This is a genomic window from Micromonospora sp. RTP1Z1 (assembly GCF_033804685.1).
Taxonomy (GTDB): domain Bacteria; phylum Actinomycetota; class Actinomycetes; order Mycobacteriales; family Micromonosporaceae; genus Micromonospora.
In genome coordinates, this window is the sequence record NZ_JAPFQV010000007.1 from 107,342 (window position 1) to 121,776 (window position 14,435).

The following is a 14,435-nucleotide window of genomic DNA, read 5'->3' on the forward strand; positions in this document are numbered from 1 at the left end:
TCGTGTCCACGCTGCGCGACCTCGCCGACGAGCACACCCGGCTCCGCCCGGCCGACATCGACCACCTGCACCGGATCGCGGGGGACTGGCAGCTGCTGTCCGACCTCTCCTTCGCCGACCTGCTGCTCTGGGTGCCGGTGGACGGCGACGGGACCTTCCTCTGCGTCGCCCAGGTCCGCCCGACGACCGCCCCCACCGCGTACCTGGACGACCAGGTGGGACGGATCGTCGGCGGGCCGGAGGTGGCGCACCTGGAGGTCGCCCACCGGCAGGGCCGGATCTGGCGGGAGGGCGACCCCGTCTGGTACGGCGACGTGCCCGCCCGGCACGAGGCGATCCCGGTCCGGCTGCGTACCGCCGACGGCGAGGCCGGCGAGGTCGTCGCCGTGGTCGGCCGGGACACCAACCTCTCCACCGCCCGGACGCCCAGCCAGCTCGAACTGAACTACCTCACCACCGCCGACGACCTGGCCCAGATGATCGCCGACGGCACGTTCCCGCCGCCCCGGCATCCCGGCGAGACCACCTCGGCGCCCCGGGTCGGCGACGGCCTCGTCCGGCTGGACGCCAACGGCAAGGTCACCTACGCCAGCCCGAACGCGCAGTCCGCCTACCGGCGGCTGGGCTACGCCTCCCACCTGGTGGGGGAGGACCTCGCCAAGCTGCACCGCCGGCTGGCCGGCGACCCGCTGGAGGGCACCGACGCGGCGAACGCCATCCTGGCCGCGCTGCGCGGGGATGCCCCACCCCGGCGGGAGATCGACGCCCGGGGCGCCACCATGCTCACCCGGGCGCTGCCGCTGATGCCGGCCGGAGTGCCGATCGGCGCGCTGGTGCTGGTCCGCGACATCACCGAGGTACGCCGCCGGGACCGCGCCCTGATCACCAAGGACGCCACCATCCGGGAGATCCACCACCGGGTGAAGAACAACCTCCAGACCGTGGCCGCGCTGCTGCGCCTGCAGGCCCGCCGGGTGTCCATGCCCGAGGCCCGGGTCGCCCTGGAGGAGTCGGTCCGCCGGGTCGCCTCGATCGCCCTGGTGCACGAGACGCTCTCCATGTCCAGCGACGAGGCGGTCGAGTTCGACGGGATCGTCGACCGGGTGGCCAGCGCGGCCACCGAGGTCGCCGCGACCGAGGTGACCGTCGGCATGCGCCGCAAGGGCAGCTTCGGCGTGCTGCCGGCCGAGATCGCCACCTCGCTGGTGATGGTCCTCAACGAGCTGCTGCTCAACGCCGTCGAGCACGGCTTCCCGCCCGCCGGGGAGGAAGGCGCGGCCGTTACCGAGGGGGACGGGAAGCCCGAGGTGGTGGTGTCCGCGCACCGGTTCCGCAAACAACTGCACGTCTCGGTCGCCGACAACGGGCGCGGCCTGCCCGAGCAGTTCGACGCCGAACGCGGCGGCCGGCTCGGCCTGCAGATCGTCCGGGCGCTGGTGACCGGGGAACTCCGCGGCACCATCGAACTACGCAACGGCGCCACCGGCGGCACCGAGGCGGTGCTGGTGGTTCCCCTCGCCCGCGGCTCCGCCGACCGCCTCACCCCCTGACCCCGCCGCGTGCCCGCGCCGCCGCGCCGCGCGCCGGGGGTGGGGTGGCGCGGGTCAGCGGGTGAGCAGGGTGACGGTCAGGCCGGGGCGGGGCCAGACCTGGCGGACGGTGAAGCCGTCCCGCAGCGCCGCACCTTTCGCCCCCGGCACGGCGGCCACCGGGTCGCTCCGTCGCCCGGCGACCACCAGCCAGACCCGGCGCGCGCCGGCCAGGCACTCCGCCGGCCGGTCGCACTCGTTGGCCCAGAGGTCCGCGCGCTGCCGCTGGTCGCGTACCACCAGCACGTCGCGGGGCTGCCGCGACCCGAGGTGGTACGCGGTGCCGAGGTCGAGGAAGAGCCAACTGTCCCGGGGGGAGAAGACGATCACGTCGCCGGGCTGTTCGTGGTCGGCGATCACCCGGGCCGCGCCCCGGTAGTCGACGGGGGCGCTGCGCGGCCACTCGTGGGTGTGGCGCAGTCCCGCCTGGTCGGGCAGGCCGAGCAGGCCGGCCAGCGCCACCACGGCGAGCGCCGGCGCCAGCCGTACGCCGGCCAGCGCCGCGCCGGCCAGCAGGCAGCCGAACGGCACGGTGAAGACCAGGTAGCGCGGCACCCAGAGCGGTACGACCAGCCCCGCCGCGAAGACCAGCAGCACCGGCAGCAGCACGCAGGCGGCGGGCAGCAGCGCCCGCCGGCCGAGCCGTCCGGCGCCCAGCGCGGCGAGACCGAGCAGCAGCCCGCCCACCGCGCCGCTCTGCGCGACCCCGCCGGGCAGCGCCGCCAGGTCGGCCAGCCGGGCCGGGTCCACCCAGTCGAGCTGCCGGGACCGCTGCCCGCGGGCCGCCAGCACCAGCGGGCTGACCAGCAGTACGGCCGGCAGCAACGCCACCAGCCACCGCCACAGGACATGGCGACCCGCCCGCCGCTCGCCGCCCCGCCCGGCGGCCGCCGGGGTGCGCCACTGGACCAGCAGCACCGCCACCGCGTGCGCGGCGAGCAGGGTGAGCGCGATCAGGTGGGTCAGGCCCAGCCCGGCGACGGCGGCGGCGTAACCCGCCCAGCGGGCCCACGACGGTCGGCGTAGCGCCTCGACGAGCAGCAGGGTGGCGAGCACGGCGAGGACCGTGGCCAGCGCGTACGGGCGCGCCTCCTGGGCGTACCGGGAGGTGCCGGGGAGGACGGCGAAGAGCAGACCCGCCAGCAGCCCGACGCGGGCGTCGACCAGCCGCTCGCCGAGCCGGGCGGTCAGCCCGGCGGCGGCCGCCATGGCCAGCACCGATGGCAGTCGCAGCGCGGTCGTCGAGTCCCCGAACAGCGCGATCCAGCCGTGCATGAGCAGGTAGTACGGCCCGGTGGCGGCGTCGATGGTGCCGGCCAGCCGGACCAGGTCGCCGACCGGCCGGGTCGCCGCGCTCCAGGTCGCGAGCTCGTCCCGCCAGAGCTGCGCCCGGCTCACTCCGGTGACGGCGACGGCCAGCGTGAGCACCGTCGGTCCGACCCAGACCGGCCCCGTCCACGCCGGCCCCGCCCCGGCGGAGCCGGCCTCGACCGGGTCGGCCTCGACCGGCCCGGGACGCCGGGCCTGCGTCAACCGTCGCCTTCCGGACATTCTGCCCACGGGTCGAGCCTGCCACACGCCACCCCGCCGCAGTGCCGACCCGAGGAGGCCCGAAGATCACGCTCGATCCTGGATGTAGTGCCCTCGCCGCCCGGCGGAGGCCACTGTTTCCGGGATCGAGCGTGATCATGCTGGAGCACGGCGCGAGAGCGGGCCCGGGCGCGGCCCGGTCCGGGCCGGCCCGTGATGTGGGATCGCACACGCGGTCATTGGCCGGTCATCCGGGGGTGTGGGAGCATTGGCCCCATGACCGCCGCTGTCGTCCGCCGCTTCGTGGTCCGTCGCCACGTCGACTACGGCCGTGTGCGCAGCGCGATCTGTCCGGCCAACTGACGACGCCCGACCCATCCGTCTCGGGCGCGTTCCGCGCCGGCCGTCGAAGACATCGCCGTCCAAGGCCCTTCTCAGGGCCGGCCGCCGCGTCCGCGTTCAGGCACAGCAGACAACGGAGGACGCCGCGATGGCGGTCAGCAGCACCCCGACCCGGCCCGAGACCCTGGCGACCCCCGCCGCCCGGGCCCCCCGCCGGCCGCGCGGGGAGGGGCAGTGGGCGCTCGGACACCGCGAGCCGCTCAACGCCAACGAGCGGATCAAGAAGGACGACGATCCGCTGAACGTCCGGGCCCGGATCGAGAACATCTACGCCCACCAGGGCTTCGCCTCGATCGATCCGCAGGACCTGCGGGGCCGGTTCCGCTGGTGGGGGCTCTACACCCAGCGCAAGGCCGGCATCGACGGCGGGCGTACCGCCGTGCTGGAGCCGCACGAGCTGGAGGACGAGTTCTTCATGCTCCGGGTCCGGGTCGACGGCGGCCAGCTCAACCTGGCCCAGCTCCGGGTCATCGCCGACATCTCCCGGGAGTTCGCCCGGGACACCGCCGACATCACCGACCGGCAGAACATCCAGTTCCACTGGATCCGGGTCGAGGACATGCCGGAGATCTGGCGCCGGCTGGAGGCGGTCGGCCTGCAGACCACCGAGGCGTGCGGTGACTGCCCGCGCATCGTGCTCGGCAGCCCGGTCGCCGGGGTGGCCGAGGCCGAGCTGCTCGACCCGACCCCGGCGATCGACGAGATCGTGAGCCGGTACGTCGGCGACAAGCAGTTCTCCAACCTGCCGCGCAAGTTCAAGACCTCGATCTCCTGGCTGGTCGACACTCCGTACGAGGCGAACGACATCGCGTTCCTCGGCGTCGACCACCCCGAGCACGGCCCGGGGTTCGACGTCTGGGTCGGCGGCGGCCTCTCCACCAACCCGATGTTGGCCAAGCGGCTCGGCGTCTGGGTGCCGCTGGCCGAGGTGCCGGACGTCTGGGCCGGCGTGGTCGGCATCTTCCGCGACTACGGCTACCGCCGGCTACGCAACCGGGCCCGGCTGAAGTTCCTGGTCGCCGACTGGGGCGTGGAGAAGTTCCGCGAGGTGCTGGAGAAGGAATACCTGGGCCGTACGCTGCTCGACGGCCCGGCGCCGGAGCTGCCGAGCAAGTCGATCGACCACATCGGCGTGCAGCGGCAGCGCGACGGGCGCAACTACGTCGGGGCGGCCCCCGTGGTGGGTCGGGTCTCCGGCGGGCAGCTCGCCGAGCTGGCCGACGTGGTCGAGGCGCACGGCAGCGACCGGGTGCGGCTCACTCCGTACCAGAAGCTGCTGGTCCTCGACGTGGCGCCGGAGCGGACGGAGTCCCTGGTCGCGGCGCTGCGCCGGATCGGCCTGGTGGCCCGGCCATCGGCCTGGCGGCGCGGCACCATGGCCTGCACCGGCATCGAGTTCTGCAAGCTCGCCATCGTCGAGACGAAGGCGCGTGGTGAGGAACTGGTGGCCCGGCTGGAGGAGCGGCTGCGCGACTTCGACGCGGACATCTCCATCCACCTCAACGGCTGCCCGAACGCCTGCGCCCGGACCCAGGTGGCCGACATCGGCCTGAAGGGCCAGCTGGTGGTCGGTCCGGACGGCCGCCAGGTGGAGGGCTTCCAGGTACACCTCGGCGGCGGGCTGGGCATGGCGCAGGGGCAGACCGCCGGCTTCGGCCGCAAGCTGCGCGGCCTGAAGACCACCGCCGAGGAACTTCCGGAGTACGTGGAGCGACTGGCCCGCCGCTACCTGGCCGGCCGGATCGAGGGCGAGACGTTCGCCAACTGGGTGATCAGGGTCGACGAGGAGGAGTTGCGATGAGTGACGTTCGATCCGCACCGCTGTACTGCCCGTACTGCGGTGAGGAGGACCTGCGGCCGAGCGAGGCCGGGCACGGCGCCTGGGAGTGCCACGCCTGCGCGCGGGTCTTCACCGTGAAGTTCACCGGCCTGCTCAGTAGGGCGGTGGCCCGATGAACCTGGTTTCCGCCACCAACCTGGGCCTGGTCGGCCTCGGTGGCCCGACACCGGCCGACCCGCAGCGACGTGACGCCGAGGAGCTGCGCGCGCTGGCCGAGACGGCCGGCCGGGAGCTGGAGGGCGCCCCCGCGCTGGAGATCGCCCGCTGGGCCGCCGAGACCTTCGGCGACCGGTTCTGCGTCACCAGCTCCATGGCGGACGGGGTGCTGGCGCACCTGGTCTCCCGGGTCGCGCCCGGGGTGGACGTGGTCTTCCTGGACACCGGGCTGCACTTCCCGGAGACGCTGCGGGTCCGCGACGAGGTGGCCCGGCGGTTGCCGGTGAACGTCCGCTCGATCCGCCCCCGGATGACGGTGGGGCAGCAGGACGGTCAGTACGGCCCCCGGCTGTTCAGCAAGTCCCCGGACGAATGCTGCCAGCTGCGCAAGGTCGAGCCGCTGGAGCGGGCCCTGACCGGCTACGACGCCTGGGCGGCGGGGCTGCGCCGGGACGAGTCGCCGACCCGGGCCAACACGCCGGTGGTCACCTTCGACGCCAGGCGCGGCAAGGTCAAGGTGAACCCGATCGCGACCTGGACCCAGCGCGACGTGGACGCCTACATCTCCCGGTACGACATTCCGGTCAACGAGTTGCTCAGCCGCGGCTACGGCTCGATCGGCTGCTGGCCCTGCACCCGCCGGACGAAGGCGGGGGAGGACCCCCGGGCGGGCCGGTGGGCCATGTTCGAGAAGACCGAGTGCGGCCTGCACATGTGACCTCGACGGGCGCCGGGGCGGTGGTCGGGGCGGCCCCGGTGGTCCTGGTCGCGCACGGCAGCCGCGATCCCCGCGCCGCCGAGGCGACCCGCGCGCTGGCCCGGGCCGTCGAAGCGGCCCGTCCCGGTAGCACGGTGCTGTCGAGCTGGCTGGACCACACCGAGCCCGGGCCGGCCGGCGTGCTGCGCGATCTCGCCGCCGCGGGACATCCCCGGGCGGTGCTGGTGCCGTTGCTGCTGACCGCCGCGTACCACCGGAAGGTCGACATCCCGGCGGCGGTCGCCGCCGCGCGGGAGTCGGGGACCCCGCTGGACGTCCGGATCACCGACGTGCTGGGACCAGCCGACGGGGTGGTGGACGGCGGGCTCCTGGCCGGGCTGCGCCGGCGGCTGGTCGAGGCGGAACCCGGGCCCGTGGACGCCCTGGTACTGGCGGCGGCGGGGACCCGGGACTTCCGGGCCCGCGGTTCGGTGGGGCGGGTCGCGGCGGCGCTCGGCGCGGAGCTGGGCGTCCCCTGCAGGGTGTCGTACGCCTCGGCGGCGCCTCCGCCGGCCGGCGTCGCGGTGGCGAAGCTGCGCGCGGCGGGCGCACTTCGGGTCGCGGTGGCCGCCTACTTCCTGGCTCCCGGCGTGTTTCACGACGCGGTGCGGGAGGCGGCCCGGGACGCTGGTGCGACGGCGGTGGCCGCCCCGCTCACGGACGCCCCCGACCTCGCCGACCTGGTCCTCCGCCGCGTCGACGCCACGCAGCCGCACTGATCTCCGACGGCGCTGCCCACGTTCCCGGCAGCGGCTCCCGGACAGCACAACGCCCCGGCAGGTGACCCTGCCGGGGCGTACAGCTGTGTGGTGTGATCAGGCGGAGTGAGCGCGCAGCACCCGGAGACCGCCGCGGCGCTTGACCGCACGGCGCTCCTCTTCGCTCATCCCGCCCCAGACGCCGGCATCCTGACCGGACTCGAGCGCCCACTTCAGGCACTCGTCGGTCACGGAGCAGCGCCGGCAGACGGCCTTGGCCTGCTCGACCTGCAGGAGAGCCGGACCGGACGTCCCGATTGGGAAGAACAGCTCCGGGTCCTCGTCGCGGCAGACAGCATGGTGACGCCAGTCCATGGCGGCAACACTCCTCATTCTGGATGGGTGGCAGATATCGCTTCGTGCTTTTCCTATATGCATCCGCAATGCCGATTGGTGACGTTCAGCATTCATCAATTCGGCTCTGCGTGAGCAGGCTGCGGGTCCCTGGACCTGCTGGAACAGCTCAACCTGCCGAGCATATCCAGGCAATGTCCCGGTAACACAAGTTCGCTTGTGAATACTTTCACGAACTGTCGCGATGTCAAGGGTGACGCTTGGAAAAACTCCACGCGGTGAGCAAGCTCACGACCCTTTTGTCCGGGTTCCAGAGCGCTCTGGCTACCCGCCGTACCACAGTCGAGGATCAATATAGTACAGTCCACGTGACATTGCTGACATTTCCGGCACCTGCCCTTCGGTGTGGCGGCCACCGCGTGGGCTGCGATGGGTGACCGCGTCAACCGACGGGAGTACCCGAGACCTAGCAGATTACTCTCAGTGCGGCCGGAACGGAGGTGAATCTGATTTTCTCCCGCTCACCGACGTAGTCCCCGTCGAGCTGAAAAGCCTGTGGGCGGGCCGAGAGCAGGGTGAACTCCGGCACGTCGTGCAGTCGCAGCACCTGACGACCGCGCGGATCGGGATTCCGGGAGAAGGACTGGGTCACCGTTCGTGCCGTACTGGCGACCCGGAGCTGACGCATCGCCAGCACGTCCAGGCCGAGGTCGAACGAGGCCTCCGGGTTCGGGTTGATCTCGCGCTCGCCCAGGTACGTCCACGGCGCGGTGTTCTGGATGATGACCGTCGCCAGTTCGCCCTCGGCCTGCTCGCCCGGGCGTTCCAGGCTGATCGCGGGATGCCGCCGGTTCGAGGCGAAGAAGTACTGGCCGACGGTCGACCGCAGGTAGAGCGCGGGCGTGGAGACCCGGCCCTTCCGGCGGGCCTGCTCGACCCGATGGATCACCGCGGCGTCGACGCCGAAGCCCGCGCAGAAGGTGAAGTACCGGTCGTCCGCCCGGCCCAGTCCGATCGTCCGGGCGCGGCCCAGGCGCAGCCCCTCCAGGATCATGCTGGTCCCGTCCGGCCATTCCCGGGGCAGCCCCAGCGCCCGGGCGAAGACGTTCGTCGAGCCGCCGGGGACGGTGGCCAGGGCGGGCAGCCGTTCCGCCGGCGTGTCGCCGGTCCGGAACGTCGGCGGCTCGGCCGCCATCAGGCCGTTCACCACCTCGTTGACCGTGCCGTCACCACCCAGCGTGACCACCAGGTCGACGCCCTCCTCGGCGGCCTCCCGGGCCAGGTCCATGGCGTGGCCCCGTCGGCGGGTGTACCGCACCGACAGGTCGACTTCGCTGCGCAACGCCCGGACCAGGACGTCTCGGCTGCGTTCGCTGGTGGTGGTGGCCTTCGGATTGACCACCAGGACGGCCCGCATGGGCGGCACTGTACCGCGACTACTCACGGGTATCGTGTCGCGCGTGACCCTCGACTCCGACCCGATTCCCGACACACTCCGTTGGGCGGTACGCCTGCTGCGCGCCGAGGCGGTGGCGCTCGGCCTGGTCGCGGTCTGGCTGATCTGGTCCGACCTCACCGCCACCACGACCGACCTCACCTCGGCGCTGCTGGTCACGGCGTTCGCGCTCGTCGGCGCGGCGGCGCTCTGGGCCCTCGGCGGCGCGTTGGCCCGCCGCAGGACCGGCGCCCGGGCCCCGGCCATCGTGCTTCAGCTGATGCTGTTGCCGATCGGCTGGTACATGACCCAGGGCGGGCTGGGCTGGCTCGGCCTGCCGCTGATGGTCCTGGGCCTGGGCGTCACCGGCCTGCTGGTCAGCCCGCCGACCAACCGGGCGCTCGGCTTCGAGTGATCCGCCGGCCGTTCGCGCGACGCTGTGTGCACGCGGCTGCGCCGCGTGGCGACGGGGTTCAGTAGCCGGAGGCGCGACGGGTGAGCAGCGAGATGGTGGCCCGGCCGTCGGCCGCCTTGGCGGCCGCCGAGGTGGTCAGCGCGGTGAGCACCTTCCAGGCGAAGGACGACTCGGCGGGGAGCGTGGCGCCCCGGACGGTCGGCACGGTCACCTCGATGGTGAGCGCGTCGTCGGTCACCGCGAAGCGGCACTCCAGCTCGGCGTTCCGGGTGGCGATCGCGAGCAGCATGGCGCACGCCTCGTCGACGGCGATGCGCAGGTCCTCGATCTCGTCGAGAGCGAACTGGAGGCGGGCCGCGAGACCCGCCGTGGCGGTACGGAGCACGCCGAGGTAACCGCCGTCGGCGGGCACGGTGAGGTGCACCACGTCGTCGTCAGTCGTCGGCTGGCCGGTCAGTTGAGTCACGCCTCATCCCCCCGGTGCGGAACTCTACCCGGTCAGGTGTGCGGATGGGTGGGCGCGGGCGTCGCCTGCGCGGCGAGGCCGTGCAGCGCCGGGCCGGTGAGCCGGTACGGCACCCACTCGTCCATCGGCTCCGCCCCGATGGCGGCGTAGAAGCCGGCCGCCGGATTCCAGTCGAGCATCCACCAGTCGAGCCGCCGGTAGCCCCGCTCGAGGCAGAGCGCGGCGAGGGTGGCCAGCAGCAGCCGACCCGCCCCGCTGCCCCGGGCGGCCGGGCGGACGTACAGGTCCTCCAGGTAGATGCCGTGCACGCCTTCCCAGGTGGAGAAGTTCAGGAACCACAGCGCGAAGCCGAGCGGCTCGTCCCGGGCGTCCACCGCGACGTGCCCGTGCAGCGCCGGGGCCGGCCCGAACAGGGCGGCGGTCAGCTGCTCGGCGGTCAGGTGGCACTGCTCGGGGGCACGCTCGTACTCGGCGAGTTCGTGCACCATCGCGACGACGGCCGGCACGTCCTCGGGACGCGCCGGCCGGATCGTCGGTGCCTGGGCAGCCAGGGTCACGCCTTCTTGGTCTCCCAGAAGATCTTGGAGATCTCGTCGATCTTCTGCAGCAGCTCGTCGGCCTTGGCCGGGTCCACGCTGCCCTTGGCACCGCTGGCGCCGGCGATCTTGGTGGCCTCGTTGAAGAGCGTGTGCAGGTTCGGGTACTTCTCGAAGTGGGCCGGCTTGAAGTAGTCGGTCCACAGCACCCACAGGTGGTGCTTGACCAGCTCGGCCCGCTGCTCCTTGATCAGGATCGCCCGGGTGCGGAACTCGGGGTCGGTGTTCGCCTGGTACTTCTCGCAGATCATTTTGACCGACTCGGCCTCGATCCGGGCCTGCGCCGGGTCGTACACGCCGCACGGCAGGTCGCAGTGCGCGCTGGCGGTCACACGGGGCGAAAGGATGCGAGGAAGGCGCATCAGGGTCCTCCATGGGATGTTTGCGATGATCGAAGCCGACATTACTCCTGGACATGCTCCCCGGCGGGCGGGAGGTGAAACCCGATGCGCGCCGCAAAAGACCCGGCCGTGCCCGAGCTGCGCGGCCCGCTGGTGCCCGTGCTGGTCACCGGACCCTCCATGTCCCCGACGCTGCGGCACGGCGACGCGGTGCTGGTGCGCACCGGGGGCCGGGCCGTCCGGCCCGGCGACGTGGTGGTCGCGGTCTTCCGCAGCCGCCCCGACCTGCTGGTCGTTAAGCGCGCGGTCCGCCCGCAGGACGGCGGCTGGTGGGTACGCGGCGACAACGACCTGGTCGCCGACGACTCCCGGGCGTACGGGGTGGCCGACGTGCGGGGCCGGGTGGTGGCCCGGTACTGGCCCCGGCCGGGCCGGGTGCGCCGCCGGCGGATATGACCCCGCTCACATCCTCGCTCCGGGTGCGCCACTATGCTCGGAAAGTGCCCGGGTGACCCCCGCACCGCCCGCCCCGCTCGCCGCTGACCTCGCGCCCGAGCCGGCCGGTCCGTCTGCTCGACAGATCCTGGAGTCACCAATGTCTTCGTCCACCGTGGACCCCGCTGATCCCGTCTTCCGGCTGCACGCCGGCGGCAAGATGGCCATCGCCTCGACCGTTCCGCTGACCAGCCGGGAAGACCTTTCCCTCGCGTACACCCCGGGGGTGGCCCGGGTGTGTGAGGCGATCGCCGCCGACCCCGCCCTCGCCGACGACTACACCTGGGTGTCGCACACCGTTGCCGTGGTGACCGACGGCTCCGCCGTACTCGGCCTCGGCAACATCGGCCCCCGCGCGGCGCTGCCGGTGATGGAGGGCAAGGCGGTGCTGTTCAAGCAGTTCGGCGGCGTGGACGCGGTGCCGATCTGCCTGGACACCCAGGACGTGGACGAGATCGTGGCGACGGTCAAGGCGCTCGCCCCGTCGTTCGGTGGGATCAACCTGGAGGACATCAGCGCCCCGCGCTGCTTCGAGGTGGAACGCCGGCTGGACGAGATCCTGCCGATCCCGGTCTTCCACGACGACCAGCACGGCACCGCGATCGTGGTGCTGGCCGCGCTGCGCAACGCGGCCACCCTGCTCAACCGCAAGCTCGGCGACCTGCGGGTAGCGGTCAGCGGCGCCGGCGCGGCCGGGGTGGCGGTGACGAAGATGCTGGTCGCCGGCGGAGTGAACCCGGACCAGGTGGTGGTCTGCGACTCCAAGGGGATCATCGGCCGGCATCGCGAGCTGACCGGGACCAAGGCGGAGCTGGCGGAGACCACCAACGCCGAGGGCCGGCAGGGCGACATCACCGAGGCGCTGCGCGGCGCCGACGTGCTGATCGGTGTCTCCGGCGGGCAGATCCCCGAGGCGGCGGTGGCCGGGATGGCCCCGGGCGGCATCGTCTTCGCGCTGGCCAACCCGACCCCCGAGGTGCACCCGGAGGTGGCCGCCCGGCACGTGGCGGTGGTCGCCACCGGCCGCAGCGACTATCCCAACCAGATCAACAACGTGCTCGCCTTCCCCGGCGTGTTCCGGGGTGCGCTGGACGCCCGGGCCACCCGGATCACCGAGGGGATGAAGGTGGCCGCCGCCGACGCGATCGCCGGCGTGGTCGCCGAGTCGCTGACCGCCGAGGCGATCGTGCCCTCCCCGCTGGACCCGCGGGTCGCCCCCGCGGTCGCCGAGGCGGTGGCCGAGGCCGCCCGCCGAGACGGCGTCGCCCGCCGCTGACCGGCACCTCACGGAAGCACGGGCCCTTCTTATCGCGTTTTGATGGGAAGGGCCCCTTCTTAACGTGCGCTCAGCTTGTTACCGTGCCGACCATGCGTGCCGCCTATGCCTCGAGCTTCGACGCCGACAACCCGCTCGCCGCGCTCAGCGTCGGCGACCGCCCCGAGCCGGCCCACCCGCAGGAGGACTGGGTCACCGTGCAGGTGCGGGCCAGCTCGCTCAACCACCACGACCTCTGGTCGCTGCGCGGGGTGGGGCTCGGCCCGGACCAGCTGCCGATGATCCTCGGCTGCGACGCGGTCGGGACCGACCCGGACGGCAACGAGGTGGTCATCTACCCGGTGGTGCCCACCCCGGGCGACCCGCGCGGGGTCTCGATCCTCTCCGAGCACTTCCCCGGCACCTTCGCCGAGCGGGTGGCCGTACCCCAGGTGAACCTGCTGCCGCTCCCCACCGGCCTGGCGGCGACCGACGCGGCGTGCCTACCGACGGCCTGGCTGACCGCGTGGCGGATGCTCACCACCAAGGGCCGGGTCGACGAGGGCGAGTCGGTGCTGGTCCAGGGGGCCGGCGGCGGCGTGGCCACCGCGGCCGTCGCGCTCGGCGTCGCGCTCGGCAAGCGGGTGTACGCGACCAGCCGGGACGCGGCCAAGCGGGAGCGGATCGCCGAGCTGGGGGCGACCGCCCTGGAACCCGGCGCCCGGCTGCCCGAGCGGGTCGACGTGGTGATCGAGACGGTCGGCGCGGCCACCTTCGACCACTCGCTGAAGTCGGCCGCGCCGATGGCCCGGATCGTCGTCTCCGGCGCCACCGCCGGGCACGAGCCCAAGATCAACCTGCGCCGGGTCTTCGCCATGCAGCTGGAGATCCTGGGCACCTCGATGGGCACCCCGGACGAGCTGACCGAGCTGCTCGCCTTCTGCGCCGAGCGCGAGGTGCGCCCGGTGGTCGACATAATGGTGCCGTTCAGCCGGATCGAGGACGCCTTCGCCCGCCTCGCCTCCGGCGAGGTCTTCGGCAAGGTCGTCATCGACCACACCGCCTGACGGGTGCCGCCACCCTCGGCGTCCGGTCAGAGATGGTCGTCGAGGGTGGCCAGGTCGCCGCGGGTGGCGTCGGCGGGGAGGCGATCCTTCGCCTGCGCGTCGCCGTAGAGGGTCCAGCGGAGGAACTCGACGGTGGTGTCGGAGATCACCCGCAACGCCCGGGCGTCGGTGAGCAGGGCCCGCCCGTGGTCGCCCTTCGGCAGGCTGAGCATGGCCTTCGGCCAGGGCACCGCGTCGTAGACCGCCTTGCCGGCGGCGTAGTCCACCACCTCGTCGGCCTCGCCGTGCACGAAGAGCTGGGGCGCGGCGGTGCCGGCGAAGGCGGTGCCGACCCCGAGCGCCGCTCCGGCGAAGACGATGCCGGCGTCGAGCCGCTCGTCGCGGCCGGCGGTGAAGAGCCCGATCGTGGTCACCCCGCCGGCGCTGTGCCCGGTCGCGGCCACCCGCTCGGTGTCCAGCCGGCCGCGCAGCGGATCACCGGCCTTGGCGTCGAGGGCGAGCACCTGGGTCAGCGCGTACGACACGTCGGCCGGCTGGTTGAGCACGTCGAGCGGGTTGCCGTCGCCGCCCGTGCCGGTGTGCGGGAACTTCGGCGCGGCGACCACGAAACCCGCCGCCGCCCAGCGGCTCAGCAGGAGCTGGTAGTCCTCCGGGCGGGCGCCCAGGCCGTGGCAGAACATCACCACCGGGAACCGGCCGGTCGCGGCCGGCGCCGACCGCTCCGGCGTGCCGCCGGCGGCGCCCCCGGCCGGGTACCAGAGGGTCACCGGGAGGGGGCGGTCGCCGTCGCGGTTCAGCTTCAGCTGCCGTACGCCGACCGCGAAGGCCTCGGTGGGGGCGTGCCCGGCGGGTACCCGGGGCGCGGGGGTGGTCGCCTTCGGCGGCGCGGTCGGGGCGCTGCGCACGGTCGGTGCGGCACCGCCCGAGCAGCCGGCCAGCCCCACGGTGAGCAGTGCGGCGACGACCAGGGCGGAGGTACGGCGACGGGACATGAAGATGATTGTGCCTCGGCGCTCCGGGTCGCCGACCGGACATCGAC

The 14,435-nt window shown here is 73.3% G+C and carries 16 protein-coding genes; 9 read left to right on the forward strand and 7 right to left on the reverse strand.

Annotation, left to right across the window (positions count from 1 at the left end; translation table 11 throughout):
* Positions 1-2: 2 nt before the first annotated feature.
* The gene (locus SLP03_RS05975; protein ID WP_319459503.1) at positions 3-1,550 is read left to right on the forward strand and encodes a sensor histidine kinase; all 1,548 of its coding nucleotides are present in this window, start codon (positions 3-5) and stop codon (positions 1,548-1,550) included.
* Positions 1,551-1,604: 54 nt separating this feature from the next.
* Here SLP03_RS05975 and SLP03_RS05980 read toward each other — a convergent pair whose 3' ends face one another.
* Positions 1,605-3,140, reverse strand: a complete 1,536-nt coding sequence (locus SLP03_RS05980) for a glycosyltransferase family 39 protein (protein ID WP_319459541.1) — start codon at positions 3,138-3,140, stop codon at positions 1,605-1,607.
* A 469-nt stretch (positions 3,141-3,609) separates the two neighbouring features.
* On the opposite strand from SLP03_RS05980, the gene SLP03_RS05985 reads away from it, so the two are divergent.
* From SLP03_RS05985 to SLP03_RS06000, 4 genes are read left to right on the forward strand one after another with little or no spacing between them, the layout of a single operon-like run.
* Positions 3,610-5,322: a nitrite/sulfite reductase gene (locus SLP03_RS05985; protein WP_319459504.1), complete on the forward strand. Its 1,713-nt coding sequence runs from the start codon at positions 3,610-3,612 to the stop codon at positions 5,320-5,322.
* The gene (locus tag SLP03_RS05990; RefSeq protein ID WP_319459505.1) at positions 5,319-5,477 is read left to right on the forward strand and encodes a hypothetical protein; all 159 of its coding nucleotides are present in this window, start codon (positions 5,319-5,321) and stop codon (positions 5,475-5,477) included. Before SLP03_RS05985 ends, SLP03_RS05990 begins: the two co-directional genes overlap by 4 nt.
* Positions 5,474-6,235 carry a phosphoadenylyl-sulfate reductase gene (locus tag SLP03_RS05995; protein ID WP_319459506.1) on the forward strand — a complete coding sequence of 254 codons (762 nt, stop codon included), beginning with the start codon at positions 5,474-5,476 and terminating at the stop codon, positions 6,233-6,235. Before SLP03_RS05990 ends, SLP03_RS05995 begins: the two co-directional genes overlap by 4 nt.
* Positions 6,217-6,993, forward strand: a complete 777-nt coding sequence (locus tag SLP03_RS06000; RefSeq protein WP_413644446.1) for a sirohydrochlorin chelatase — start codon at positions 6,217-6,219, stop codon at positions 6,991-6,993. The genes SLP03_RS05995 and SLP03_RS06000 overlap by 19 nt, the downstream gene beginning before the upstream one ends.
* A gap of 96 nt (positions 6,994-7,089) precedes the next feature.
* On the opposite strand, the gene SLP03_RS06005 is transcribed toward SLP03_RS06000, so the two are convergent.
* Together SLP03_RS06005 and SLP03_RS06010 are read right to left on the reverse strand one after the other, a co-directional pair.
* The gene (locus SLP03_RS06005; protein ID WP_089012725.1) at positions 7,090-7,347 is read right to left on the reverse strand and encodes a WhiB family transcriptional regulator; all 258 of its coding nucleotides are present in this window, start codon (positions 7,345-7,347) and stop codon (positions 7,090-7,092) included.
* A gap of 445 nt (positions 7,348-7,792) precedes the next feature.
* On the reverse strand, positions 7,793-8,743 hold the full coding sequence (locus SLP03_RS06010) for a diacylglycerol kinase family lipid kinase (RefSeq protein WP_319459508.1): 951 nt from the start codon (positions 8,741-8,743) through the stop codon (positions 7,793-7,795).
* Between SLP03_RS06010 and SLP03_RS06015 the strand changes: the two genes are divergently transcribed.
* Positions 8,742-9,176: a hypothetical protein gene (locus SLP03_RS06015; protein ID WP_413644449.1), complete on the forward strand. Its 435-nt coding sequence runs from the start codon at positions 8,742-8,744 to the stop codon at positions 9,174-9,176. The two genes, SLP03_RS06010 and SLP03_RS06015, sit on opposite strands and share 2 nt — an antisense overlap.
* A gap of 58 nt (positions 9,177-9,234) precedes the next feature.
* On the opposite strand, the gene SLP03_RS06020 is transcribed toward SLP03_RS06015, so the two are convergent.
* From SLP03_RS06020 to sodN, 3 genes are all read right to left on the reverse strand, one after another.
* A complete protein-coding gene (locus SLP03_RS06020) occupies positions 9,235-9,642 on the reverse strand; it encodes an ATP-binding protein (RefSeq protein ID WP_319459510.1) in 408 nt (135 codons plus the stop codon).
* A 32-nt stretch (positions 9,643-9,674) separates the two neighbouring features.
* Positions 9,675-10,130, reverse strand: a complete 456-nt coding sequence (locus tag SLP03_RS06025; protein WP_319459542.1) for a GNAT family N-acetyltransferase — start codon at positions 10,128-10,130, stop codon at positions 9,675-9,677.
* 65 nt (positions 10,131-10,195) lie between these two features.
* Complete coding sequence (sodN, locus tag SLP03_RS06030) at positions 10,196-10,600, reverse strand: superoxide dismutase, Ni (protein ID WP_319459511.1); 405 nt, start codon at positions 10,598-10,600, stop codon at positions 10,196-10,198.
* 84 nt (positions 10,601-10,684) lie between these two features.
* On the opposite strand from sodN, the gene SLP03_RS06035 reads away from it, so the two are divergent.
* The 3 genes from SLP03_RS06035 (at position 10,685) to SLP03_RS06045 (ending at position 13,396) form a co-directional block, all read left to right on the forward strand.
* On the forward strand, positions 10,685-11,035 hold the full coding sequence (locus SLP03_RS06035; RefSeq protein WP_319459512.1) for a S26 family signal peptidase: 351 nt from the start codon (positions 10,685-10,687) through the stop codon (positions 11,033-11,035).
* A 139-nt stretch (positions 11,036-11,174) separates the two neighbouring features.
* Entirely contained in the window at positions 11,175-12,350 is a 1,176-nt protein-coding gene (locus SLP03_RS06040; RefSeq protein ID WP_319459513.1) for an NADP-dependent malic enzyme, read from the forward strand.
* An 83-nt stretch (positions 12,351-12,433) separates the two neighbouring features.
* Positions 12,434-13,396, forward strand: coding sequence for a zinc-binding dehydrogenase (locus SLP03_RS06045; protein WP_319459514.1), 963 nt, complete (start codon positions 12,434-12,436; stop codon positions 13,394-13,396).
* 26 nt (positions 13,397-13,422) lie between these two features.
* On the opposite strand, the gene SLP03_RS06050 is transcribed toward SLP03_RS06045, so the two are convergent.
* Positions 13,423-14,388 (reverse strand): chlorophyllase/cutinase-like alpha/beta fold protein, encoded by a 966-nt coding sequence (locus tag SLP03_RS06050; protein WP_319459515.1) that lies wholly within the window; start codon positions 14,386-14,388, stop codon positions 13,423-13,425.
* Positions 14,389-14,435 lie beyond the last annotated feature (47 nt).

Bases quoted from the DNA above. Each gene is read 5' to 3' on its own strand.
- SLP03_RS05980 (WP_319459541.1), bottom strand. From the start codon at position 3,140: ATGTCCGGAAGGCGACGGTTGACGCAGGCCCGGCGTCCCGGGCCGGTC.
- SLP03_RS06015 (WP_413644449.1), top strand. From the start codon at position 8,742: ATGGGCGGCACTGTACCGCGACTACTCACGGGTATCGTGTCGCGCGTG.
- SLP03_RS05990 (WP_319459505.1), top strand. From the start codon at position 5,319: ATGAGTGACGTTCGATCCGCACCGCTGTACTGCCCGTACTGCGGTGAG.
- SLP03_RS06050 (WP_319459515.1), bottom strand. From the start codon at position 14,388: ATGTCCCGTCGCCGTACCTCCGCCCTGGTCGTCGCCGCACTGCTCACC.
- SLP03_RS06025 (WP_319459542.1), bottom strand. From the start codon at position 10,130: ATGGTGCACGAACTCGCCGAGTACGAGCGTGCCCCCGAGCAGTGCCAC.
- SLP03_RS05985 (WP_319459504.1), top strand. From the start codon at position 3,610: ATGGCGGTCAGCAGCACCCCGACCCGGCCCGAGACCCTGGCGACCCCC.
- SLP03_RS05995 (WP_319459506.1), top strand. From the start codon at position 5,474: ATGAACCTGGTTTCCGCCACCAACCTGGGCCTGGTCGGCCTCGGTGGC.
- SLP03_RS06040 (WP_319459513.1), top strand. From the start codon at position 11,175: ATGTCTTCGTCCACCGTGGACCCCGCTGATCCCGTCTTCCGGCTGCAC.
- SLP03_RS06035 (WP_319459512.1), top strand. From the start codon at position 10,685: ATGCGCGCCGCAAAAGACCCGGCCGTGCCCGAGCTGCGCGGCCCGCTG.
- SLP03_RS06005 (WP_089012725.1), bottom strand. From the start codon at position 7,347: ATGGACTGGCGTCACCATGCTGTCTGCCGCGACGAGGACCCGGAGCTG.
- SLP03_RS06010 (WP_319459508.1), bottom strand. From the start codon at position 8,743: ATGCGGGCCGTCCTGGTGGTCAATCCGAAGGCCACCACCACCAGCGAA.
- sodN (WP_319459511.1), bottom strand. From the start codon at position 10,600: ATGCGCCTTCCTCGCATCCTTTCGCCCCGTGTGACCGCCAGCGCGCAC.